Source organism: Arthrobacter nitrophenolicus (assembly GCF_000332815.1).
GTDB lineage: Bacteria > Actinomycetota > Actinomycetes > Actinomycetales > Micrococcaceae > Arthrobacter > Arthrobacter nitrophenolicus.
Genome location: NZ_AOFD01000033.1, coordinates 1 through 23,904, shown reverse-complemented (window position 1 = coordinate 23,904; position 23,904 = coordinate 1). Strand labels below are relative to the sequence as shown.

The following is a 23,904-nucleotide window of genomic DNA, read 5'->3' as shown; positions in this document are numbered from 1 at the left end:
GGCGGGCCGCGTCCGCCGTCGTCCTCCTTCCTTCTCCCGCACCCAAGGTGCCCGGTGGTTGTGTTTCGACAGGCTCAACAACCGAGTCGAAACCCCGGCACCGTAAAGACTTCAGAATTTAGAGAACAAGAGAGAACAGGGACCATATGTCCAGCGAATCCTCCTTCGGCCTCATGCAGATCGGCCTCGCCACCGCGGAAGACATCCGCGGCTGGTCTTACGGCGAGGTTAAGAAGCCGGAAACCATCAACTACCGCACGCTCAAGCCCGAGAAGGACGGCCTCTTCTGCGAGAAGATCTTCGGCCCGTCCCGCGACTGGGAATGCTACTGCGGCAAGTACAAGCGCGTGCGCTTCAAGGGCATCATCTGTGAGCGCTGTGGCGTCGAAGTCACCCGCGCCAAGGTCCGCCGCGAGCGCATGGGCCACATCGAGCTGGCCGCACCGGTCACGCACATCTGGTACTTCAAGGGTGTTCCGTCCCGCCTGGGCTACCTCCTTGACCTGGCACCGAAGGACCTCGAAAAGGTCATCTACTTCGCTGCCTACATGATCACCAGCGTCGACGAGGCGGCCCGCCACGAGGAACTGCCCAACCTGCAGGTTGAGCACGACATCGAGAAGAAGCAGCTGATCGACAACCGCGATTCCGATATCGCCGCGATTGCCCGCGACCTCGAGGGCGAAATCGCGCGCCTGGAGGCCGAAGGCGCCAAGGCTGCCGACAAGAAGAAGGCACGCGACTCCGCCGACCGCCAGATGGCGAACGTGCGCAAGCGTGCCGACGCCGACATCGAGCGCCTCGAGCAGGTCTGGGACCGCTTCAAGAACCTGAAGGTCGCCGACCTCGAAGGTGACGAGGGCCTGTACCGCGAACTGCGTGACCGCTACGGCATGTACTTCGAAGGCTCCATGGGTGCCGAAGCGATCAAGAAGCGCCTTGAAAGCTTCGACATGCAGGCCGAATCCGACCTGCTCCGCGACGTCATCGCCAACGGCAAGGGCCAGCGCAAGACCCGCGCCCTCAAGCGCCTCAAGGTGGTCAATGCGTTCCTGACCACCAACAACAGCCCGCTTGGCATGGTCCTCGACGCCGTCCCGGTGATCCCGCCGGAACTGCGCCCCATGGTCCAGCTGGACGGTGGCCGCTTCGCGACCTCCGACCTCAACGACCTGTACCGCCGCGTGATCAACCGCAACAACCGCCTCAAGCGCCTGCTTGACCTGGGTGCGCCGGAGATCATCGTCAACAACGAGAAGCGCATGCTTCAGGAAGCTGTTGACAGCCTCTTCGACAACGGCCGCCGCGGCCGTCCCGTCACCGGCCCGGGCAACCGTCCGCTGAAGTCCCTGAGCGACATGCTTAAGGGCAAGCAGGGCCGTTTCCGCCAGAACCTCCTCGGCAAGCGCGTCGATTACTCCGGCCGTTCGGTCATCGTCGTCGGCCCGCAGCTGAAGCTGCACCAGTGCGGCCTGCCCAAGCAGATGGCGCTGGAGCTCTTCAAGCCGTTCGTGATGAAGCGCCTGGTTGACCTCAACCACGCCCAGAACATCAAGTCGGCCAAGCGCATGGTGGAGCGTTACCGTCCGCAGGTCTGGGACGTGCTCGAAGAGATCATCACCGAACACCCGGTGCTGCTCAACCGTGCACCTACCCTGCACCGCCTGGGCATCCAGGCGTTCGAGCCGCAGCTCGTTGAAGGCAAGGCCATCCAGCTTCACCCGCTGGTCTGTGGCGCCTTCAACGCCGACTTCGACGGCGACCAGATGGCAGTCCACCTGCCGCTGAGCCTGAAGCCCAGGCTGAGGCCCGCATCCTGATGCTGTCCTCGAACAACATCCTGAAGCCCTCGGACGGACGCCCGGTCACCCTGCCGTCGCAGGATATGATCATCGGCCTCTACCACCTGACCACCAAGCGGAAGGGTTCGGCCGGCGAGGGCCGCATCTTCGGCTCGGTCTCCGAGGCCATCATGGCGTTCGACGCCCGCGAGCTGCACCTGAACTCGCAGGTCAAGATCCGCCTCGAAGGCTTCGTGCCGTACGCCGGCTGGGAAGCCCCCGAGGGCTGGGAGCCGGGCCAGCCCGCGCTCGTCCAGACCTCCCTGGGCCAGGTGCTCTTCAACGAGACCCTGCCTGAGGACTACCCGTGGGTTGAGGCTGTTGCCGACAAGGGCGAACTGTCCCGCATCGTCAACGACCTCGCCGAGCGCTACCCGAAGGTCGTCACGGCTGCCACGCTGGACAACCTGAAGGACGCCGGTTTCTACTGGGCCACCCGCTCGGGCGTCACCGTCGCCATCTCCGACATCGAGGTCCCGGCCGCAAAGCCGGAAATCCTTGCCGGGTACGAGGAGCGTGCAGCGAAGATCCAGGGCCAGTACGACAAGGGCCTGATCGACGACGACGAGCGCCGCCAGGAACTGATCGAGATCTGGAACAAGGCAACCAACGAGATCGCTTCGGTGATGCGCGAGAGCCTGTCCCCGATGAACACCATTAACCGCATGGTGTCCTCCGGTGCACGTGGTAACTGGATGCAGGTCCGCCAGATCGCGGGTATCCGTGGCCTGGTGGCCAACCCGAAGGGTGAAATCATCCCGCGCCCCATCAAGTCCTCCTACCGTGAGGGCCTGTCGGTGCTGGAATACTTCATCGCCACGCACGGTGCCCGTAAGGGCCTCGCCGATACTGCTCTGCGTACCGCCAACTCGGGTTACCTGACCCGTCGTCTGGTGGACGTGTCCCAGGACGTCATCGTCCGCGAAGAGGACTGCGGCACCGAGCGCGGCCTGGTCACGCCCATCGCCGTCGCCGACGCCAATGGCGAGCTGGTGCTGGACGAGAACGTCGAGAACAGTGCCTACGCACGTACGCTCGCCGTCGACGTCGTGGACTCCGAGGGCAAGGTCCTCGCAGCCGCCGGCACCGACTGCGGTGACGTGGTGATCGATGAGCTGTTCAAGGCAGGCATCACCGAGGTCAAGGTCCGCTCCGTACTCACCTGTGAGTCCAGCGTCGGAACCTGTGCGCTGTGCTACGGCCGTTCACTGGCCACCGGCAAGACCGTGGACATCGGCGAGGCCGTGGGCATTATCGCCGCACAGTCCATCGGTGAGCCCGGTACCCAGCTGACCATGCGTACGTTCCACACCGGTGGTGCTGTTTCCGCCAGCGGTGGCGACGACATCACCCAGGGTCTGCCCCGTATCCAGGAGCTCTTCGAAGCCCGTACTCCGAAGGGTGTCGCACCGATTGCTGAAGCAGCCGGCCGCATCACCATCGAAGAGTCCGAGCGCCAGATGCGCCTGGTCATCACCCCGGATGACGGAACCGAAGAGATCGCCTACCCGGTCCTTCGCCGTTCACGCCTGCTGATCGAGGATGGCGACCACGTCACCGTCGGCCAGAAGCTGATCAACGGACCGGTGGACCCCAAGCAGGTCCTGCGCATCATGGGTCCGCGTGCTGCACAGAAGTTCCTGGTGGACGAAGTCCAGGGCGTGTACCGCAGCCAGGGCATCGGTATCCACGACAAGCACGTCGAGGTTATCGTCCGCCAGATGCTGCGCCGCGTCACGGTCATCGAGTCCGGCGAATCGGACCTGCTCCCCGGCGAACTCGCCGAGCGGAGCCGCTTCGAGGACGCCAACCGCCGCGTTGTATCCGAGGGCAAGACTCCGGCATCCGGACGTCCCGAGCTCATGGGTATCACCAAGGCATCGCTGGCCACCGAGTCCTGGCTGTCGGCAGCTTCCTTCCAGGAGACCACCCGCGTCCTGACGCAGGCGGCCATGGAAGGCAAGAGCGATCCGCTGCTTGGCCTCAAGGAGAACGTCATCATCGGTAAGCTGATCCCGGCCGGCACGGGCCTCCCGCGCTACACCGAGGTCACCGTCGAGCCCACTGAGGAAGCGAAGGCCAACCTGTTCACAGGCCCCAGCGCATTCAGTGACTTCTCGTACGACACCCTGGGCGGCGACGGAGCTCCTGAGTTCCACGCCATCCCGCTGGATGACTACGACCTGGGCAACGACTTCCGGTAGACGTGCCTGTAAGGGATGGTCCCGCACCGTACGGTGCGGGACCATCCCCGTTTAACAGGGCCGATTAAGGCATGGAGGCCGTCCATGCTAGACTTGTTACCAATTGTTATTGTGGCAGTGGATGAGTGCGCCGGCACCAGCTGAAAGGCTGAGCCAGAGCGACGTTTCCGGTTTGCAGGGTTCTTGTGCAACGTATGCCACATTTTCGCATGCCTAGGGACATTTTGACGCGAGTCGGGTCACGGGCATGGGATCCGACTATTAAGGCTTCGCCTTCGCCGCCTCCGGAGATTCCTCCAAGGGCCCGGGCGGCGGGGCAACGCAACAAGAGAGCGGCCGGAAGCGGCTGTTCCGGATAAAACGGAGAACACGAGAGTGCCTACGATTAACCAGCTGGTCCGCAAGGGCCGCACGCCTAAGGTCTCAAAGACCAAGGCTCCCGCGCTTAAGGGCAGCCCGATGCGCCGCGGTGTTTGCACCCGCGTCTACACCACCACCCCCAAGAAGCCGAACTCGGCTCTGCGTAAGGTGGCACGTGTGCGCCTCAACGGCGGCGTGGAAGTAACCGCCTACATCCCCGGTGTTGGCCACAACCTGCAGGAGCACTCCATTGTGCTCGTTCGCGGTGGTCGTGTTAAGGACCTCCCGGGTGTCCGCTACAAGATCGTCCGTGGCGCCCTCGATACCCAGGGCGTGAAGAACCGTAAGCAGGCCCGCAGCCGCTACGGCGCAAAGATGGAGAAGAAGTAATATGCCTCGCAAGGGTCCGGCCCCCAAGCGGCCGCTCGTTTCGGATCCGGTTTACGGCTCCCCGCTGGTAACCCAGCTCATCAACAAGGTGCTCGTTGACGGCAAGAAGTCCACGGCAGAGCGCATCGTCTACGGTGCCCTCGAAGGCGCACGCGCCAAGTCCGGCGGCGACCCCGTAGCAGCCTGAAGAAGGCCATGGACAACGTCAAGCCTTCCCTCGAGGTCCGCTCCCGCCGTGTCGGTGGCGCCACGTACCAGGTTCCGGTTGAGGTTAAGCCGGGCCGCTCCACCGCACTCGCCCTGCGGTGGCTGGTGGGCTACTCCAAGGCCCGCCGTGAGAAGACCATGACCGAGCGCCTCCAGAACGAAATCCTGGATGCCTCCAACGGTCTCGGTGCCGCTGTGAAGCGTCGCGAAGACACCCACAAGATGGCCGAGTCCAACAAGGCCTTCGCACACTACCGCTGGTAATACTCCCCGGACGCCGCCGGCTCAAAAGAGCCGGCGGCGAACGCGTAGTCCATCCCAAAAGGAGACCCCGTGGCACAGGACGTGCTTACCGACCTTAGTAAGGTCCGCAACATCGGCATCATGGCCCACATTGATGCCGGCAAGACCACCACAACCGAGCGCATCCTGTTCTACACGGGTGTGAACCACAAGATCGGCGAAACGCACGACGGCGCTTCGACCACTGACTGGATGGAACAGGAAAAGGAACGCGGCATCACCATCACGTCTGCCGCCGTGACCTGCTTCTGGGAAAACAACCAGATCAACATCATCGACACCCCCGGCCACGTTGACTTCACCGTTGAGGTAGAGCGCTCCCTGCGCGTCCTCGACGGCGCCGTTGCCGTCTTCGATGGCAAGGAAGGCGTTGAGCCGCAGTCCGAGACCGTGTGGCGCCAGGCTGACAAGTACAACGTCCCGCGTATCTGCTTCGTCAACAAGATGGACAAGCTGGGTGCTGACTTCTACTTCACCGTAGACACCATCATCAGCCGCCTCGGTGCCAAGCCGCTGGTCATGCAGCTGCCCATCGGTGCCGAGAACGACTTCATCGGCGTCGTGGACCTGCTCTACATGCGCGCACTGGTGTGGCCCGGCGATGCCAAGGGTGACGTCACCATGGGTGCGAAGTACGAGATCCAGGAGATCCCGGCTGACCTCCAGGAGAAGGCTGAAGAGTACCGCGCGCAGCTGGTTGAGACCGTTGCCGAGGCCTCCGAGGAACTCATGGAGAAGTACCTCGAAGGCGAAGAGCTCACCATCGACGAGCTCAAGGCCGGCATCCGCAAGATGACCATCAACTCCGAGCTGTACCCGGTCTTCTGTGGCTCCGCCTTCAAGAACCGCGGCGTGCAGCCCATGCTCGACGCAGTGGTGGACTACCTGCCTAACCCGCTCGACGTTCCTCCGATGATCGGTCACGATCCGAAGGACGAAGAGAAGGAACTGACCCGCAAGCCTTCCGCCGACGAGCCGTTCTCGGCCCTGGCGTTCAAGATTGCGGCACACCCGTTCTTCGGCCAGCTCACCTTCATCCGCGTGTACTCCGGCCACGTTGAATCCGGAGCCCAGGTGGTCAACTCCACCAAGGGCAAGAAGGAGCGCATCGGCAAGCTGTTCCAGATGCACGCCAACAAGGAAATGCCCGTTGAGGCAGCCACCGCCGGCCACATCTACGCAGCGATCGGCCTGAAGGACACCACCACGGGCGACACCCTGTGTGATGCCAACAACCAGATCGTCCTCGAGTCCATGAGCTTCCCGGAGCCCGTGATCTCCGTGGCCATCGAGCCGAACACCAAGGGTGACCAGGAGAAGCTCTCCACGGCCATCCAGAAGCTCTCCGCTGAGGACCCCACCTTCCAGGTGTCCCTCAACGAAGACACCGGCCAGACCATCATCGCCGGCATGGGCGAACTCCACCTGGACATCCTGGTGGACCGCATGCGCCGCGAATTCAAGGTCGAGGCCAACGTGGGCAAGCCGCAGGTTGCTTACCGCGAAACCATCAAGCGTGCCGTGGAGCGCCACGACTACACGCACAAGAAGCAGACCGGTGGTTCCGGCCAGTTCGCAAAGGTCCAGATCGCGATCGAGCCGCTGGACACGGCCGAGGGCGAGCTGTACGAGTTCGAGAACAAGGTCACCGGTGGCCGCGTTCCGCGCGAGTACATCCCGTCTGTGGACGCCGGTATCCAGGACGCCCTGAATGACGGTGTGCTGGCCGGTTACCCGGTTGTCGGCATCAAGGCAACGCTGATTGACGGCGCCTACCACGATGTTGACTCCTCGGAAATGGCGTTCAAGATCGCCGGCCGCATGGCTTTCAAGGAAGCTGCGCGGAAGGCAAACCCGGTTCTGCTCGAACCGCTGATGGATGTCGAGGTCCGCACCCCTGAGGAATACATGGGTGACGTTATCGGTGACCTCAACTCCCGTCGTGGCCAGATGCAGTCCATGGAGGACGCAGCAGGCGTCAAGGTTGTTCGTGCACACGTTCCGCTGTCCGGCATGTTCGGTTACATCGGCGACCTGCGTTCGAAGACCCAGGGCCGTGCTGTCTACTCCATGACGTTCAACAGCTACGCCGAGGTCCCGAAGGCAGTTGCCGACGAGATCATCCAGAAGAGCCGCGGCGAGTAGTCCTTCGGACTTTCAAAGCGAACACCTCGGGTGCGCCCGCCGGAAACGGAAAGCGCAGCCAGTACAGGTGGCCGGGCCTGGTCCCGGCCGGATCCGGCCACCTGTACGAACAGGCTCAAGGGACTAGTATTAGTTCCTGAATCTGCAATTTCACCAATCCAAAGCCCCCAAGTAGACTTGCCTGAGTTTCTGCCGCGAGAAGCGCGGTTAGAGGGCAAGCCATTTGAAAACGTTCTAGGAGGAACCTGTGGCAAAGGCAAAGTTCGAGCGGACTAAGCCGCACGTCAACATCGGCACCATCGGTCACGTTGACCACGGTAAGACGACGCTGACGGCCGCCATTTCCAAGGTGCTGTACGACAAGTACCCGGATCTCAACGAGAAGCGCGACTTCGCGTCGATCGACTCTGCTCCCGAAGAGCGTCAGCGCGGTATTACCATCAACATCTCCCACGTGGAGTACCAGACCGAGAAGCGTCACTACGCACACGTTGACGCCCCCGGTCACGCTGACTACATCAAGAACATGATCACCGGTGCTGCCCAGATGGACGGCGCAATCCTCGTGGTTGCTGCTACCGACGGCCCCATGGCACAGACCCGCGAGCACGTTTTGCTCGCCCGCCAGGTTGGTGTTCCCTACCTGCTGGTCGCGCTGAACAAGGCTGACATGGTTGAGGACGAGGAACTCCTCGACCTCGTTGAAATGGAAGTTCGTGAGCTCCTGAGCTCGCAGGGCTTCGATGGCGACGACGCTCCGGTTGTCCGCGTTTCCGGCCTGAAGGCCCTGGAAGGCGACCCCGAGTGGGTCAAGTCCGTTGAGGACCTGATGGCTGCTGTGGACGAGTCCGTTCCGGACCCCGTTCGTGACCGCGACAAGCCGTTCCTGATGCCGATCGAAGACGTCTTTACCATCACCGGTCGTGGCACCGTTGTTACGGGCCGCGCCGAGCGTGGAACCCTCGCCATCAACTCCGAGGTTGAGATCGTCGGCATCCGCCCGGTCCAGAAGACCACGGTTACCGGTATCGAGATGTTCCACAAGCAGCTCGACGAAGCATGGGCCGGCGAGAACTGTGGCCTCCTGCTCCGCGGTCTGAAGCGCGACGACGTCGAGCGTGGCCAGGTTGTCGTCAAGCCGGGTTCCATCACCCCGCACACCGACTTCGAGGCCAACGTCTACATCCTGTCCAAGGACGAAGGCGGACGCCACAACCCGTTCTACTCGAACTACCGCCCGCAGTTCTACTTCCGCACGACGGACGTTACCGGCGTTATCACCCTGCCCGAGGGCACGGAAATGGTTATGCCCGGCGACAACACTGAGATGACCGTTGCGCTCATCCAGCCGATCGCTATGGAAGAGGGCCTCGGCTTCGCTATCCGCGAAGGCGGCCGCACCGTGGGTTCGGGACGCGTTACCAAGATCATCAAGTAGTCCTTGCTGATCACCGGATCATGGGGGAATAGACCCGCATAATCCACAGAAAGCCCCGCTGCCATGTGCAGCGGGGCTTTCTTTTGCTACCGTTAATCCAGTCATTGGATAAATTGCAGTCGTACAGTACTGCCTAGCGAGAGGAAGCGGCATGAGGGATGCATCCTACGAGGCGGGGTACCGGGACGGCCACCTCCAGGGGTGGCTGGACGCGATGGCGAAGGTCGCCCAGGAGCGGCAGCCGAAGTCCATGCCGCCGCTGCAGTCCGTGCCCGGGATAGCCGCGCCTGTTATTGGAAGGACGCCGCCGCCCCAGCCCCCAGCCCGGCCCCCTGCCCGGCAGCAGCCTGCCGCGAAAGTGCTCCCGCCGGCCAGGCAGCAAACGTATCCTGCCAGGCCGGCACGTCTCGCCGAATCCGACGAAGAACGCAAGGCCCGCCGGGAGCGCCGGGACCGGCAGAACATCAACGTCACGCTGTACGTTGCCAGCCTCCTCCTTGTTGCGGCAGCGGCGCTGTTCGTGGGGACCGGGTTGGCGCCGATGTTCCGCTTCGCCGGCGTCTGCGCAGTCGCTGCCCTGTTCTACGCCTCGGGACTGGTCCTTCACCGGAGGGTCCACCGGCTCAGGCCTGCCGCCGTGGCGTTCACCGGTACGGGCCTCGCGCTGATACCGGTGATCGGCCTTGCCCTGTATAACTTCGTGTTGTTCCACGGACCAGCAGTCTGGCTGCTGACGTCCCTCGCCGGAACCTTCGCTTACATCGCCGCCGCCCTTCGGCTCGAGAGCAGGGTCCTGGTGTACCTGTCGTTAACGTTCGTCGTTTCAACAGCATGGTCCGGCGTTGCCGTGCTGGGTGGCGCCCTCGTGTGGTACTTCGTTGCTCTCGCAGGCGTGGCGGTGCTGTTTACGGTGGTGTCCCTGCTGCGGCCGGGATGGCTTCCTCCTGTCTTCACCAGGCCCTTGGCCACCCTCCACCCTCTGGTGGTGCCGGCGGTTGCCTTGGTATCGACCTTCTTCCCGCTGCTGCTGGCCAGGTGGGAGTATGCCCTGGTCCTGGGCATCTGCGGGGTGTACTTCGGCGTGATGACCGCCGTCCGGGGCGCCCCGTTCAGGCTGTTGAATTTCTATGCTGCGCGGCTGGCGCTGACTGTGTCCGGCAGTGTAGCGGTGTGGGAAGTCACGGGCCACGGGGCGGATGCGTTGTTCGCTGCCGGGCTGTTCCTGGCGCTGCAGTCCACCGCAACCGCCTTTGGCGGTCGCGTCCTGGCCGGCTGGTTTCCAGGTGACGCCGCCGCGGCAGGGTGGCTGGCCAGGCAACCACAGGCGCCCGACGGCGGCACTTTGCGGAGTGCCGGGTGGTGGCGCCTTGACGCGCTCCTGACACATGCGGCGCACTTCGCGGTGACGGCGGCGTTGGCCGCCGTCACCGCGCTGCCGGGAACGGCGGTTGCCTCCCTGCAGGGCGACAGCCTGGTACCGCTCTGGCTGCCGGCCTTGATCCTGCTGCTCGCCGGCTTCGTGCTGGCTGCAAGGCTCCAGGGCGGCGCTGAACTGGCACCGTTCGCGGCCTTGGGGCTGGCCTGGTTCTTCAGTCCGGTGCTGGGGGAGTGGGCGTTTGCGGCCTTGCCGCTGCTGGCGTCGCTCATCTGGCTGGCGAGGGCGCTCCGGAAGGGGGAGGAACGGCCGGGGCTGCTGGTGCTGAACGCCCGGGTTGCCGCTACCTTGGCGGTTCCCGCGGCGGCAGCGGCCCTCACGCAGGGGGTTCTGCAGAACCACGCGGTGTGGTTCGGCGTTGTTGCGGTGGCAGTCAGCCAGCAGTTGTTGTCCGCAGCATTGCAGCGCCTGGGGCACGCCGCTCTTGCTTCGCAAGCCACACTGGCCGCTTTTTCAGGCCTTGGTGTTGTGGGAGTCGCCGTCCTGGCGTCAGTCGACGCCACCCGTGGAAATCTCCTGACAATGGTCGCGATCCTGCTGCAGTTGCTGGCAGCTCTGTCCACCGGCCTGATGCTGCTCCGGCGTCCTGCCGATCCAGGCACCTGGCGTCCCACCGTTGGCGAACTGCTGCCGCTTGTGGTTTCCGCCGTCATGGTGGAATTCGCCTTTCGGCTGGTTTCCACCGGCGCAGGAAACGTGGCGCTTGTGCTGCTGCTGGCATATGTGGCTGGTGTCGCATTGACGCTGCCTGCCCGCCTCCACCGCTGGAGCTACTGGTGGCTGGCGAGGGTTACGGGAACAATCCTGGTGCTGACGGCGTTCGGGCAGCTTGTGCAGGGTGGGGCCGTGCCCGTCCTGGCCAGGGAGCAGGTCCGGCCGGCCACCATGCTGGCCGTGGCCCTGGGACTCCAGCTGGTCCTTGTCCTGGGTGCGTATCTCCGGCAGCGCACGCCGCGCGGTGTGACAGTTGATATCGGCCTGGTCCTCGTGGTGCAGCTGATCGCCGCCCTGACGGCCCCGCTGGGTGAAGGAAGCTGGCAGGCCGTCTTTGTTCCGGCCGTGGCGGCCGGATCGGCCGTGCTGGCCGGGTACGTACTGCGGCGTGAGGGTGGCGCCGAATGGTTTGCGCCGGGGGCGTTCGTTGTCCTGGTGTACCTCTCGTCCGGCAACCTGCTCCTCGTAGAGGTGCTGCTCGGCATTTTCGCACTGTTCGCCGCAGTCATGGTGCCGGCTGCTTCCTCCTCCCTGCAGAAAGGGTGGTACTTCGTCGCGGCCCGTGTGTTGACGGCTGCACTGGCGGTGGTCCTCAGCTACGACATCACTGCTTCGCCGGCCGCGGTGTCCCTGACGTTCGCCTTGGTCCTTGCGGCCCAGCATGCGGTGCGCTGGTTGCTGCGGTCCAGCCTGCAGTCGGTGCCGTTCCAGCAGGCAGCCGTCTGGATTACGCTGGCCGGACAGGCCCTGCTGCCCCTGGGATACGCCCTCCGCTACGGCCAGGCGGGTGAAAGCGGGGGCCGCGGCGTCCTGTTCCTGGAGCTGGCGCTGCTGCTCGTATCCGCTGTGCTGGCCCGCCGTCTGTTTGTTGCCCGCGGTGCCCTGTACTTCGGCCTCTACGCCGTGTTGTTCGGGGTGCTGGTGCTCGGTCCGTTCGCTACTTTCGGGGCCGGGCCGCTGTTGGGATACACGGAAACCTCAGCGGTCCTCATGCTCCTGGGCCTCCTCGCAGCAGGGGCAGGCGTGCTGGGGAACCGTCGGCACACTACGCCTGCCGGGGTGGAGCGTTGGCTGTGGCTTGTTGCAGCAGTATCTTTCACAGGCACAGCCCTGCTGGTTGCACCGCAGGCGGCGGGCTGGGTTTCCGGCACCGCCGTCCTTGCCCTGGCCGCTGTCCTGTTCATTGCCTCAGACGTTGAACGGATCCCGGCGCTGTACCCGCCCGCGGCGGCAGCACTGCCCACCGGCGCGTTCATGCTCGCAGGCCCAGTATTTGACGGGCTCGGTGGGGACTGGGGCCGCTATCTTCCGTGGCTGGCCGGCCCCGGACTTGCGGCCGCAGCCCTGTATGCGCTGCGCCGGGCCAGGGCCTCCCGCCTGGTCCAGGAGCCGCTGCGCCGCTGGTCACTGGCGGGCGCATCCTTCCTGGGCTTCGGCACAGCTGCGCTGGCCGGGCTTCCGGTCGATTCAACAGCGTGGTGTGCTGCTGCACTGCTGGCTTGTGCTGCCGGAGTCGCCGTGCTTGAAGCCCCTGCAGCACTGCGCCGCGTAGCGGCGGAAATCGGGGCACTGGCAGTGGTTGCGGCGGCCCAGCGGGCGGCCCTCTTCAGATTCGATACAGCGGACCTGCCGGACCCCTTCTGGGCAGTCCAGTGGTACGTGGTGCTGGGAACCTTGCTCGCAGCCTTGCGGTACCTTGCCGGCCAGAACGCGCCTGGCCGGGCTCTTGCAACGGCGTCGGCTGCCCTGCTCACGCTGTCCGGCGCCGGAGTTGTCGCGGGCGGGACTGGCGGCCAGCAGTTGTGGCTCCTGCTCCTTCTGGCCGGGCTGCTGGTGGCGGGCCTGGTACTTGGGGACCGGTTCTTTGTTCGTTGGGGCGCCGGCGGGGTTGCTGCCTGCATCCTGTGGGCAATGCGGGAGTACACCTTCGCGCTGCTGGCGATTGTCGCCGTCGGACTGATTGCCTTTGCCGTGTGGCGCCTCAACCGCAGCACGGGCGCTGAAGCTGCCGGCGGGAAGGACGGCCCCGCGCGGAAGCTCCCCTGATACTGTGGCAGCATCGAGAGGAGATCATTATGGGATGGCTTATTTTCCTGATCATCGTGGCCGTGGTGGTGGCAGGCGTGTTCTGGGCCAAGAAGCACTTCCGCCACGAGATCGACCGCGCCAAGCGGATCAACCGGGCCAACAAGAACCAGTAGCTGGCCGCTCTGCCGGCTTCCGCGGATAAGGAATACCTGGGCCCGGCTACTGGCCCGCCCGGTTCTTCCGCGCCCGCGAAAGGGCCCGGTACCAGTAGAAGGACTGTTTCGGGGTCCTGGCCTGCGTCTCGAAGTCAACGTGGACCAACCCGAATCTTTGGGAGTAGCCGGCAGCCCACTCGAAGTTGTCCATCAGCGTCCACACGTAATAGCCCCGCAGGTCGACGCCTGCCGCCATGCCGCCCGGGGATGTGGCGTCCAGCGCTGCGCGCAGGTGCGTGGCCAGGTATTGCACCCGCTCCTCATCCTGCAGGGTGCCTTCAACCTTGTCGGGCTCGGGAAAACTGGCACCGCCTTCGGTGATGTAGACGGGCGGGAGGGCGTCCCCGTACCGGTCCTGGAGTTCCTTGAGCAGGATGGCCAAATGTTCGGGGGCCACGGGCCAGCCGAATCCGGTGCTGCTGAGCTCTGGGTACCCCACCTCGTGGAAGGGCAGCCGGGCCACAGCTTTGTGAGTGTTGGCCGGGATGGGGGTGACGCCCCGGCCGACGGCCACCTTCACCGGGAAGTAGTAGTTCAGGCCGTAGAAATCCAGTGGCTGGTGGATGGTGCGCAGGTCTGCGTCGGAGATCCTGCCGATGGAGCGCAGCCACGGCCGGGCGTACACCGGAAGCGTGGGGTACCGGCCCAGCAGGACGGGGTCGGCGTAGATCCGGTTCATCAGCAGGTCATACATCCGGGCCACCATCCGGTCGCCGATGCTCCGGCTGCCGGGCCGGACGGGCGCATGGAGGTTGGTCACGCCCACGCTGCCCGTCACGCCGGCAGCCCGGAGTGCCTGTACGCCCAGCCCGTGCGCCAGCAACTGGTGGTGGATGGAGGGGAGGGCATCGAACATCAGCGCGTGGCCGGGGGCGTGGACGCCCAGGGCATAGCCGTTCAGGGTTACCGAGAGGGGCTCGTTGAGCGTGACCCACTGGGCCACGCGGTCGCCGTAGCGCGCCGCGGCTGCGGCGGCGTACTCGCCAAAGCGTTCGGCGGTCTCGCGGTTCAGCCAGCCGCCGCGGTGCTCGAGGGGCAGGGGCGTGTCCCAGTGGTACAGCGTGGCCATGGGGGAGACGCCGGCCTCCAGCAGCTGGTCGATCAGCCGGTCGTAGAAGTCCAGGCCCTCCGGGTTGAAGCTGCCCCGGCCGTCAGGCTGGATCCGCGGCCACGACAGCGAGAACCGGTAGGAATCCACGCCCAGTTCCTGCAGCAGCGCCACATCCTCCGGCAGCCTGTTGTAGTGGTCGCAGGCAACGGCGGGGGAGTGGCCGTCCATGATGGCGCCGGGTTTCTCCGCGAACGCGTCCCAGCCCGAGGGGCCGCGACCGCCTTCACCGAGGGCGCCCTCAATCTGGAAGGCGGCGGCCGCCACGCCAAGAGTGAACGACGGCGGCATCCGGCCGGCCAGTTCCGTCACCGATTCAGTGCTTTCCAGCGTCATGTCCTTATCATCCATTCGGAGGCAACCAAGGGCAATGGCCCGGCCAGGCCCGGCCCCACGAGGGACGATTCGCATCTGCCGGGGATTTCCGACATACTAGATGAGTTGTTCAAGCGCTTCTTCGCGTCCCGATCCGGATAATGCCGGATGCAGGGTCCAGGTTGAAGACCAAACATAACCCACCCCAATGGAATTGCGGATTTGTATGCGTGTTGAGCGCGACACGCCCGACCGCGGGGGTCGGTTACGCCGGCAAGGTGAGGAACCCGGATTCATCCGGATTCAGTTTGTGCGGCGGGTGGTAGTTACGACTTCAAATGCTTCGGCAGCCACATACAACAGGAAAGTGAACAGGGCAGCCCTAAACCGGGGAAGCACAGACTGAAAGAGAGTCAGGCGACATGGCGGGACAAAAAATCCGCATCCGGCTGAAGTCATACGACCACGAGGTCATTGACGTTTCAGCACGGAAGATCGTTGAGACGGTCACGCGCGCAGGCGCAACGGTAGTTGGCCCCGTGCCGCTGCCGACGGAGAAGAACGTTTACTGCGTTATCCGCTCTCCGCACAAGTACAAGGACAGCCGCGAGCACTTCGAAATGCGCACGCACAAGCGTCTTATCGACATCATCGATCCCACGCCGAAGGCTGTTGACTCGCTCATGCGTCTCGACCTGCCGGCTGACGTGAACATCGAAATCAAGCTGTAGGGAGGTGCTGAGAAACTATGACCGCAACCCGTAACGTAAAGGGCCTGCTGGGCACGAAGCTCGGCATGACCCAGGTCTGGGACGAGAACAACAAGCTCATCCCCGTCACTGTGGTCCAGGCAGACTCGAACGTCATCACCCAGCTGCGCAACGCAGAAGCTGATGGCTACGTCGCCGTTCAGATCGGCTACGGCCAGATCGATCCCCGCAAGGTCACCAAGCCGCTGGCTGGTCACTTTGAAAAGGCAGGCGTTACGCCTCGCCGTCACGTCGTCGAACTTCGTACCGCAGATGCTGCCGAGTACAAGCTGGGCCAGGAGCTCTCCGTGGAGCTCTTCGAAGCCGGCCAGAAGATCGACGTCGTTGGCACCACCAAGGTAAGGGCTTCGCCGGTGTTATGAAGCGTCACGGCTTCCACGGCGTTGGAGCTTCCCACGGTGCCCACAAGAACCACCGTAAGCCCGGTTCCATCGGTGGTGCATCCACCCCGAGCCGCGTCTTCAAGGGCATGAAAATGGCCGGCCGCATGGGCGCCGTTCGTCACACCACGCTGAACCTGACGGTTCACGCGGTTGACGTCGAGAAGTCGCTGCTCCTGATCAAGGGTGCCGTTCCCGGCGCCCGCGGCCAGGTCGTACTCGTACGCACCGCCGTGAAGGGAGCCTAGTTCAATGGCTAACACTGTCCAGGTTGACCTGCCTGCAGAGATCTTCGACGTTCAGACCAACGTGCCGCTGCTGCACCAGGTTGTCGTTGCCCAGCTCGCTGCTGCTCGCCAGGGTACCCACAAGACCAAGACCCGCGCTGAAGTTTCCGGTGCAGGACGCAAGCCGTTCAAGCAGAAGGTACCGGCCGCGCCCGCCAGGGTTCGATCCGTGCTCCGCACATGACCGGCGGTGGCATTGTCCACGGTCCCACCCCGCGTGACTACAGCCAGCGCACCCCCAAGAAGATGATTGCTGCTGCCCTGCGCGGCGCACTGTCTGACCGGGCCCGCAACGGACGCATCCACGTTGTCTCCGAGCTGGTTGCAGGCGACAAGCCTTCGGCCAAGACCGCACTGGCAACGCTCCGCGGTGTTTCCGACCGCAAGAACCTGCTGGTTGTCATCGAGCGCGCCAACGACGTTGCTGCACTGTCCGTGCGCAACCTTGCCGGTGTTCACGTTCTGTACGCAGACCAGCTGAACACCTACGACGTTCTCGTGTCTGATGACGTTGTCTTCACCAAGGCTGCCTACGACGCATTCGTTGCCGCCAAGGCAGCTAAGAACGAGGAGGATGCCAAGTGAGCGCAGCCACCATCAAGGATCCCCGCGACGTCGTGCTTGCACCCGTCGTGTCGGAAAAGAGCTACGGCCTGATCGACGAGGGCAAGTACACCTTCCTGGTGGACCCCCGGTCGAACAAGACCGAGATCAAGCTGGCCGTGGAGAAGATCTTCTCCGTCAAGGTCGAATCGATCAACACCATCAACCGTGCCGGTAAGCGCAAGCGCACCAAATTCGGATGGGGTACCCGCAAGAACACCAAGCGTGCGATTGTCACCCTCAAAGAAGGCACCATCGACATCTTCGGCGGTCCGCTCTCGTAGCGGAGACCACTTTAACGAGGAAATAAATTATGGGAATCCGTAAATACAAGCCGACTACCCCGGGCCGTCGTGGCTCGAGCGTAGCGGACTTCATCGAAATCACGCGGTCGACGCCGGAAAAGTCGTTGGTACGTCCGCTGCCCAAGAAGGGCGGCCGTAACAACACCGGTAAGATCACCACCCGTCACAAGGGTGGCGGACACAAGCGCCAGTACCGTCTGATCGACTTCCGTCGCCACGACAAGGACGGCGTTGACGCCCGCGTAGCCGAAATTGAGTACGATCCGAACCGTACGGCCCGCATCGCGCTCCTGCACTACGTTGATGGCACCAAGCGTTACATCATCGCCCCGAACAAGCTGTCCCAGGGTGACTTCGTGGAAGCAGGTGCCAACGCTGACATCAAGCCTGGCAACAACCTGCCCCTGCGCAACATCCCCGTGGGTACCGTTATCCACGCAGTTGAACTGCGTCCGGGTGGCGGCGCCAAGATGGGCCGCTCCGCCGGTGCATCCATCCAGCTCGTTGCCAAGGAAGGCCGCTTCGCCCAGCTGCGCCTGCCTTCCGGCGAAATCCGCAACGTTGACGTGCGCTGCCGCGCAACCGTCGGCGAGGTCGGCAACGCCGAGCAGTCGAACATCAACTGGGGCAAGGCCGGCCGTATGCGGTGGAAGGGCGTCCGCCCGACCGTCCGTGGTGTCGCCATGAACCCGGTTGACCACCCGCACGGTGGTGGTGAAGGTAAGACCTCCGGTGGTCGTAACCCCGTCAACCCGAACGGTCAGCGGGAAGGCCGCACCCGGCGCCCCAACAAAGAGAGCGACAAGCTTATTGTGCGTCGCCGTCGTACTGGCAAGAACAAGCGATAGGAGCCTGGACACATGCCACGCAGCCTGAAAAAAGGTCCTTTCGTTGACCAGCACCTCTTTGTGAAGGTAGCCAGGGAAAACGAAAAGGGCACCAAGAACGTCATCAAGACCTGGTCCCGCCGTTCGATGATCATCCCCGACATGCTCGGACACACGATCGCCGTACACGACGGACGCAAGCACATCCCGGTGTTTGTCACTGAGTCGATGGTCGGGCACAAGCTCGGCGAATTCGCTCCCACGCGGACATTCCGCGGCCATGTCAAGGACGACCGTAAGGGCAAGCGCCGCTAGGCGCCTGCGCTTACGTCATAGACGAGAGAAGGAAAGCAATGGAAGCCAAGGCAATTGCGCGCCACATCCGCGTAACGCCTATGAAGGCCCGGCGCGTCGTCAACCTTGTTCGTGGATTGCAAGCGAATGAGGCTCTGGCAATTCTGAAGTTTGCCCCGCAGGCAGCTTCGGAGCCGGTATTCAAGGTAGTACAGTCGGCAATCTCCAACGCCCGGGTCCTCGCGGACCGCGACGGCGTTGCGTTTGACGAAGGTGACCTCATCATCAGCGAAGCGTTTGTTGATGAAGGCCCGACCATGAAGCGGTTCCAGCCGCGCGCCCAGGGTCGTGCATTTCAGATCAAGAAGCGCACCAGCCACATCACCGTGGTAGTCGCTACCCCGGAGAAAGAGGAGGCTCGCTAAGTGGGACAGAAAGTAAACCCGCACGGGTTCCGACTCGGCATCACCACCGATCACGTATCGCACTGGTTCGCTGACAGCACCAAGGCCGGCCAGCGGTACAAGGACTTCGTTCGCGAAGACATCCGCATCCGCCAGCTCATGTCCACGGGCATGGAGCGCGCCGGTATCGCGAAGGTCGAGATCGAGCGCACCCGTGACCGTGTCCGCGTGGACATCCACACGGCCCGTCCCGGCATCGTCATCGGCCGCCGTGGAGCAGAAGCAGACCGCATCCGCGGCGAGCTCGAAAAGCTCACTGGCAAGCAGGTCCAGCTGAACATCCTCGAGGTCAAGAACCCCGAGATGGAAGCCCAGCTTGTTGCCCAGGGCGTTGCTGAGCAGCTGACTTCCCGTGTGGCATTCCGCCGCGCCATGAAGAAGGCCATGCAGTCCGCGCAGCGTGCCGGTGCCAAGGGCATCCGTATCGCCTGCTCGGGTCGACTGGGTGGCGCTGAAATGTCCCGCTCGGAGTTCTACCGCGAAGGCCGTGTGCCCCTGCACACCCTCCGCGCGAACATCGACTACGGCTTCTACGAAGCCAAGACCACCTTCGGCCGCATCGGTGTGAAGGTCTGGATCTACAAGGGTGACGTCACCGCCAAGGAACTGGCCGCCCAGGCCGCTTCCGCCCCGTCCCGCGGCCGCTCCGGCGACCGTCCGGGCCGCCCGGGTGGCGCTGACCGTGGCGATCGCCGCCGTCGCAACGACCGTCCGGCCGCTGACGCAGCTCCTGCTGCCGAAGCGCCGGCAGGTGAGGCTGCACCCGCTGCAGCAGTAGAAGGAGGACAGGCTTAAATGCTTATCCCACGTCGAGTCAAGCACCGTAAGCAGCACCACCCGGGTCGTTCCGGCGCTGCTACGGGCGGCACCAAGGTCTCGTTCGGTGAGTACGGCATCCAGGCCCTGAGCCCGGCATACGTCACCAACCGTCAGATCGAGTCCGCTCGTATCGCGATGACCCGCCACATCAAGCGTGGCGGTAAGGTCTGGATCAACATCTACCCGGACCGTCCCCTGACCAAGAAGCCTGCCGAAACCCGCATGGGTTCCGGTAAGGGTTCGCCGGAATGGTGGGTCGCCAACGTCAAGCCGGGCCGGGTTCTCTTCGAACTCGCCGGTGTCAATGAAGAGGTAGCTCGCGAGGCCCTGCGCCTGGCAATCCACAAGCTGCCGTTGAAGGCACGCATCGTGCGTCGCGAGGGTGGTGAATAGAAATGGCAGTAGGATCCAAGGATCTGGCTCCCGCAAAGCTGGACGGTTTCGACAACGAGCGTCTCGTTGAAGAACTCCGCAAGGCCAAGGAAGAGCTGTTCAACCTGCGTTTCCAGTCCGCCACCGGTCAGCTGGAGAACCACGGTCGCCTGCGCGCGGTAAAGAAGGACATCGCCCGCATCTACACCGTTCTCCGTGAGCGCGAGCTGGGCATCCGTGCCGAGGTTGCCGCACCGGTTGTGGAAGCCAAGGAAGAGAAGAAGTCCAAGAAGGCTGCAACCAAGAAGGCCGAAAAGGCTGAAACGGTTGAGACCGAGGAGGATGCCAAGTGAGTGAAAAGGACCAGAACGTGACGGAAACTGCTACCGCAGCCACGGCTGAGCAGCGCGGTTACCGCAAGACGCGTCGCGGCTACGTGGTCTCGGACAAGATGGAAAAGACCATCGTTGTCCAGGTTGAGGACCGCGTGAAGCACGCACTGTACGGCAAGGTCATCCGCCGTACCTCCAAGGTCAAGGCCCACGACGAGAACAACACCGCCGGCATCGGCGACCTGGTTGTCATCGCCGAGACCCGTCCGCTGTCCGCCACCAAGAACTGGCGGCTCGTGGAAATCCTCGAGAAGGCCAAGTAGCACCTGCTGCTTCGCTGTTGTAGCCCCTGCTCCCATCGGGAGCGGGGGCTGCCTCGTTTAACTCAACCCTGCGTCACGCGGTGCACGCTTCCGGTGGGCTTACGACGGCGGTGCCGCGGCTTTCCGGGGGAGCGGCACCTTCGGCGGCCCGAAAGGCTGCCGGGCGTGACGCCGTCGTACCCCGACGCCCGCTGACTAACGGCGCCTAGAACCCGTTGGAAGAGGGCGCGCTGTAAGTGGGGGAGCGTTGGTGGCGCCGTGTTGCTTGCGGGGGAGCGGCCTGTGGTGATATGGGGAACCGGCCGATCTGTGCTAAGATTTTGAGTTTGTATGGCGCCTTTCGTGCGCCGTTCACCAAACTCGTAAACAAGCGTGCCACAGCATAGTGCTCCTGTGCGCCCGGGATCCGTCCCGGACAGATGGGAGCAACTGCTTCTGGCACGGGCGTTTAGGCCTGGTCTGGCAAAATCCAGGCAGGTCAAGAGACACCCCGATCAACCGTTCCGCAAGGCTCATTCCGTAGGAAGATTTTCGGTCTGAGAACCGGCGCGACGCAAGGAGTAAATAGTGATTCAGCAGGAGTCGCGACTCAAGGTCGCCGACAACACGGGTGCTAAGGAAATCCTTACCATTCGCGTTCTCGGTGGATCCGGCCGTCGCTACGCAGGCATCGGTGACGTCATTGTCGCCACCGTCAAGGACGCAATCCCGGGCGGCAACGTAAAGAAGGGCGATGTTGTCAAGGCAGTCATCGTCCGTACCAAGAAGGAACGCCGCCGTGCGGATGGTTCCTACATCAAGTTTGACGAGAACGCAGCTGTGATCCTGAAGGGCGACGGTGACCCCCGCGGTACCCGTATCTTCGGACCGGTTGGTCGTGAACTCCGTGACAAGAAGTTCATGAAGATCGTTTCTCTGGCTCCGGAGGTGCTCTAGTCCATGGCTGCAAAGATCAAGAAGGGTGACCTGGTCCAGGTCATCACTGGCGCCAAGGCTGAGCGCGGCGGCGACCGCGGCAAGCAGGGCAAGGTCCTGCGCGTGTTCACCGACACCAACCGCGTGTTGGTTGAAGGCATCAACCGCGTCACCAAGCACACCAAGGTCGGTCAGTCGCAGCGCGGCACCAAGACCGGTGGCATCGAGGTTGTTGAAGCCCCGATCCACATCTCCAACGTGGCGCTGGTTGACCCGTCGACCAAGAAGCCGACCCGCGTGGGCTTCCGCCTCGACACCGTAGAGAAGGACGGCGTCAAGAAGACCGTCCGCATCCGCGTGTCCAAGAGCACCGGGAAGGACATCTAATGACTGAGACTCTCGAGACTCCGGCAACGAAGATCGTTCCTCGTCTGAAGACCAAGTACGCAGAATCCATCAAGGCCCAGCTCCAGGATGAATTCAAGTACGCGAACGTGAACCAGGTTCCCCGCCTCGTCAAGGTTGTTGTGAACATGGGTGTTGGAGATGCCGCCAAGGACTCCAAGCTGATCGACGGCGCTGTCCGCGACCTCACCCAGATCACCGGCCAGAAGCCGCAGGTTACCAAGGCCCGCAAGTCGATCGCACAGTTCAAGCTGCGCGAAGGCATGCCCATCGGCGCACACGCTACCCTGCGTGGCGACCGCATGTGGGAATTCGTGGACCGTCTGGTCACCCTGGCCCTGCCCCGTATCCGCGACTTCCGCGGCCTCAGCGGCAAGCAGTTCGATGGCAACGGCAACTACACCTTCGGTCTGACCGAGCAGGTTATGTTCCACGAAATCGACCAGGACAAGATCGACCGCGTCCGCGGTATGGACATCACGGTTGTGACCACTGCCAAGACCGACGACGAAGGCCGCGCGCTGCTCAAGGCGCTTGGTTTCCCGTTCAAGACCGAAGCTTAATTACTACGTAAAAGGTCCGGCCGCCGGCTTCATCGGAAGCAGACGGCGGAAACCGTTACGAGGAAGGGCAAGAGCCCACCATGACAATGACAGATCCTGTCGCAGACATGCTTACGCGCCTGCGTAACGCAAACTCGGCATACCACGACACCGTGTCTATGCCTTACAGCAAGCTCAAGGCTCGCGTTGCCGACATCCTCAAGGCCGAAGCTTCATCGCCGGCTGGAAGGAAGAGGACGCAGAGGTCGGCAAGAAGCTGACCCTCGAGCTCAAGTTCGGTCCGAACCGCGAGCGTTCCATCGCCGGTGTTCGCCGCATCTCCAAGCCGGGTCTCCGCGTTTACGCGAAGTCCACCAACCTGCCGCACGTGCTGGGTGGCCTGGGTATCGCAATCCTGTCCACCTCTTCCGGCCTCCTGACTGACAAGCAGGCCGGCAAGAAGGGCGTGGGCGGCGAAGTCCTCGCGTACGTCTGGTAACGGGAAAGGAAGAGAATAATGTCACGTATTGGACGTCTCCCCATCACCGTTCCTGCCGGCGTTGAGGTCAAGGTTGACGGCTCTGTCGTCAGCGTCAAGGGTTCCAAGGGCGAACTGAGCCACACTGTGGCCAGCCCCATCGAGGTTGCCCTGGAAGACAACACCCTGACCGTCACCCGCCCGAACGACGAGCGCGCCTCCCGTTCGCTCCACGGCCTGACCCGCACCCTGATCGCCAACATGATCCAGGGCGTCACCGCAGGCTACGAGAAGAAGCTTGAAATCGTCGGTACCGGTTACCGTGTTCAGGCCAAGGGATCTGACCTGGAGTTCGCTCTGGGCTTCAGCCACCCGGTCAACGTGTCGGCTCCTGCCGGCATCACCTTTGCAGTAGAGGGACCGACCAAGCTCTCTGTCTCAGGCATCAACAAGCAGCAGGTCGGCGAAGTTGCTGCCAACATCCGCAAGCTGCGGAAGCCTGACCCGTATAAGGGCAAGGGCATCCGTTACGCCGGCGAAGTTATCCGCCGCAAGGTCGGAAAGGCTGGTAAGTAACCATGGCCATCGCCATTAACAAGAAGCGCACGAACAAGAGCAAGGCTGCTGCCCGCAGCCGCCGCCAGCTTCGTATCCGCAAGCGCATTGCAGGAACGGCCGTTCGCCCCCGCCTGGTGGTTAACCGGTCCGCCCGCCACGTATTTGTCCAGGTTGTCGATGACAGCATTGGCCAGACCGTAGCAAGCGCGTCCACTCTGGAAGCCGACCTCCGTGCATTCGACGGTGACAAGACCGCCAAGGCCAAGCGCGTTGGCGAGCTCGTTGCCGAGCGTGCAAGGCTGCCGGTGTCGAGGCAGTTGTCTTCGACCGCGGTGGTAACAAGTACCACGGCCGGATTGCCGCCGTCGCTGACGGTGCACGCGAAGGTGGGCTGTCACTGTGACCGAAGCAAACAAGGAAAAGGACACTGTGTCTGCAGATCAGAAGGCTCCCGAAGCCGCAGCTGCTGAGACCACTGCCCCCGCTGCCGACGACCGCCGTGGTGGCGCCCGTCGTGGCGAGCGTGG

Annotated in this window: 19 protein-coding genes and 6 pseudogenes; 24 read left to right on the top strand and 1 reads right to left on the bottom strand. The window is 63.5% G+C overall.

Annotation, left to right across the window (positions count from 1 at the left end):
- The first annotated feature begins 146 nt into the window (after nucleotides 1-146).
- From G205_RS12640 to G205_RS23495, 7 genes and pseudogenes are all read left to right on the top strand, one after another.
- Nucleotides 147-4,045: pseudogene (locus G205_RS12640) on the top strand (DNA-directed RNA polymerase subunit beta').
- Nucleotides 4,046-4,420: 375 nt separating this feature from the next.
- Entirely contained in the window at nucleotides 4,421-4,795 is a 375-nt protein-coding gene (gene rpsL, locus G205_RS12635) for a 30S ribosomal protein S12 (protein ID WP_009358312.1), read from the top strand.
- A 1-nt stretch (nucleotide 4,796) separates the two neighbouring features.
- Nucleotides 4,797-5,266, top strand: a pseudogene (gene rpsG, locus G205_RS12630) (30S ribosomal protein S7).
- A gap of 69 nt (nucleotides 5,267-5,335) precedes the next feature.
- On the top strand, nucleotides 5,336-7,450 hold the full coding sequence (gene fusA / locus G205_RS12625) for an elongation factor G (protein ID WP_009358311.1): 2,115 nt from the start codon (nucleotides 5,336-5,338) through the stop codon (nucleotides 7,448-7,450).
- 247 nt (nucleotides 7,451-7,697) lie between these two features.
- Nucleotides 7,698-8,888, top strand: coding sequence for an elongation factor Tu (gene tuf / locus G205_RS12620; protein ID WP_009358310.1), 1,191 nt, complete (start codon nucleotides 7,698-7,700; stop codon nucleotides 8,886-8,888).
- Between the two features lie 151 nt (nucleotides 8,889-9,039).
- Nucleotides 9,040-13,083 (top strand): hypothetical protein, encoded by a 4,044-nt coding sequence (locus G205_RS12615; RefSeq protein ID WP_009358309.1) that lies wholly within the window; start codon nucleotides 9,040-9,042, stop codon nucleotides 13,081-13,083.
- A gap of 29 nt (nucleotides 13,084-13,112) precedes the next feature.
- Entirely contained in the window at nucleotides 13,113-13,238 is a 126-nt protein-coding gene (locus tag G205_RS23495) for a hypothetical protein (protein WP_009358308.1), read from the top strand.
- A gap of 46 nt (nucleotides 13,239-13,284) precedes the next feature.
- Here the strand turns inward: G205_RS23495 and G205_RS12610 are convergent, their stop codons facing one another.
- Nucleotides 13,285-14,724: a GH1 family beta-glucosidase gene (locus G205_RS12610; RefSeq protein WP_009358307.1), complete on the bottom strand. Its 1,440-nt coding sequence runs from the start codon at nucleotides 14,722-14,724 to the stop codon at nucleotides 13,285-13,287.
- Nucleotides 14,725-15,125: 401 nt separating this feature from the next.
- On the opposite strand from G205_RS12610, the gene rpsJ reads away from it, so the two are divergent.
- From rpsJ to rplR, 17 genes and pseudogenes are all read left to right on the top strand, one after another.
- Nucleotides 15,126-15,434: a 30S ribosomal protein S10 gene (gene rpsJ, locus G205_RS12605; RefSeq protein WP_003803825.1), complete on the top strand. Its 309-nt coding sequence runs from the start codon at nucleotides 15,126-15,128 to the stop codon at nucleotides 15,432-15,434.
- A 17-nt stretch (nucleotides 15,435-15,451) separates the two neighbouring features.
- Nucleotides 15,452-16,101 (top strand): annotated as a pseudogene (rplC, locus tag G205_RS12600) (50S ribosomal protein L3).
- A 4-nt stretch (nucleotides 16,102-16,105) separates the two neighbouring features.
- Nucleotides 16,106-16,725, top strand: a pseudogene (gene rplD / locus G205_RS12595) (50S ribosomal protein L4).
- On the top strand, nucleotides 16,722-17,027 hold the full coding sequence (rplW, locus tag G205_RS12590) for a 50S ribosomal protein L23 (RefSeq protein ID WP_009358306.1): 306 nt from the start codon (nucleotides 16,722-16,724) through the stop codon (nucleotides 17,025-17,027). Before rplD ends, rplW begins: the two are co-directional and overlap by 4 nt.
- Before the next feature lie 29 nt (nucleotides 17,028-17,056).
- Nucleotides 17,057-17,896, top strand: a complete 840-nt coding sequence (gene rplB, locus G205_RS12585; RefSeq protein ID WP_009358305.1) for a 50S ribosomal protein L2 — start codon at nucleotides 17,057-17,059, stop codon at nucleotides 17,894-17,896.
- A 12-nt stretch (nucleotides 17,897-17,908) separates the two neighbouring features.
- Nucleotides 17,909-18,190 carry a 30S ribosomal protein S19 gene (rpsS, locus tag G205_RS12580; RefSeq protein ID WP_003803803.1) on the top strand — a complete coding sequence of 94 codons (282 nt, stop codon included), beginning with the start codon at nucleotides 17,909-17,911 and terminating at the stop codon, nucleotides 18,188-18,190.
- A gap of 38 nt (nucleotides 18,191-18,228) precedes the next feature.
- Nucleotides 18,229-18,594 carry a 50S ribosomal protein L22 gene (gene rplV, locus G205_RS12575; protein ID WP_009358304.1) on the top strand — a complete coding sequence of 122 codons (366 nt, stop codon included), beginning with the start codon at nucleotides 18,229-18,231 and terminating at the stop codon, nucleotides 18,592-18,594.
- Nucleotides 18,595-19,428 (top strand): 30S ribosomal protein S3, encoded by an 834-nt coding sequence (rpsC, locus tag G205_RS12570; protein ID WP_009358303.1) that lies wholly within the window; start codon nucleotides 18,595-18,597, stop codon nucleotides 19,426-19,428.
- Nucleotides 19,429-19,845 (top strand): 50S ribosomal protein L16, encoded by a 417-nt coding sequence (gene rplP, locus G205_RS12565; RefSeq protein ID WP_009358302.1) that lies wholly within the window; start codon nucleotides 19,429-19,431, stop codon nucleotides 19,843-19,845.
- Between the two features lie 2 nt (nucleotides 19,846-19,847).
- Complete coding sequence (gene rpmC, locus G205_RS23590; protein WP_009358301.1) at nucleotides 19,848-20,177, top strand: 50S ribosomal protein L29; 330 nt, start codon at nucleotides 19,848-19,850, stop codon at nucleotides 20,175-20,177.
- Nucleotides 20,174-20,479, top strand: a complete 306-nt coding sequence (gene rpsQ, locus G205_RS12555; protein ID WP_009358300.1) for a 30S ribosomal protein S17 — start codon at nucleotides 20,174-20,176, stop codon at nucleotides 20,477-20,479. The genes rpmC and rpsQ overlap by 4 nt, the downstream gene beginning before the upstream one ends.
- A 567-nt stretch (nucleotides 20,480-21,046) precedes the next feature.
- The gene (gene rplN / locus G205_RS12550; protein WP_009358299.1) at nucleotides 21,047-21,415 is read left to right on the top strand and encodes a 50S ribosomal protein L14; all 369 of its coding nucleotides are present in this window, start codon (nucleotides 21,047-21,049) and stop codon (nucleotides 21,413-21,415) included.
- Between the two features lie 3 nt (nucleotides 21,416-21,418).
- Nucleotides 21,419-21,781, top strand: a complete 363-nt coding sequence (gene rplX / locus G205_RS12545; protein WP_009358298.1) for a 50S ribosomal protein L24 — start codon at nucleotides 21,419-21,421, stop codon at nucleotides 21,779-21,781.
- Nucleotides 21,781-22,362: a 50S ribosomal protein L5 gene (rplE, locus tag G205_RS12540; RefSeq protein WP_009358297.1), complete on the top strand. Its 582-nt coding sequence runs from the start codon at nucleotides 21,781-21,783 to the stop codon at nucleotides 22,360-22,362. The genes rplX and rplE overlap by 1 nt, the downstream gene beginning before the upstream one ends.
- 80 nt (nucleotides 22,363-22,442) lie before the next feature.
- Nucleotides 22,443-22,840 (top strand): annotated as a pseudogene (rpsH, locus tag G205_RS12535) (30S ribosomal protein S8).
- An 18-nt stretch (nucleotides 22,841-22,858) separates the two neighbouring features.
- The gene (gene rplF / locus G205_RS12530; RefSeq protein WP_009358294.1) at nucleotides 22,859-23,395 is read left to right on the top strand and encodes a 50S ribosomal protein L6; all 537 of its coding nucleotides are present in this window, start codon (nucleotides 22,859-22,861) and stop codon (nucleotides 23,393-23,395) included.
- 2 nt (nucleotides 23,396-23,397) lie between these two features.
- Nucleotides 23,398-23,780: pseudogene (gene rplR, locus G205_RS12525) on the top strand (50S ribosomal protein L18).
- The last annotated feature ends 124 nt before the right edge of the window (nucleotides 23,781-23,904 follow it).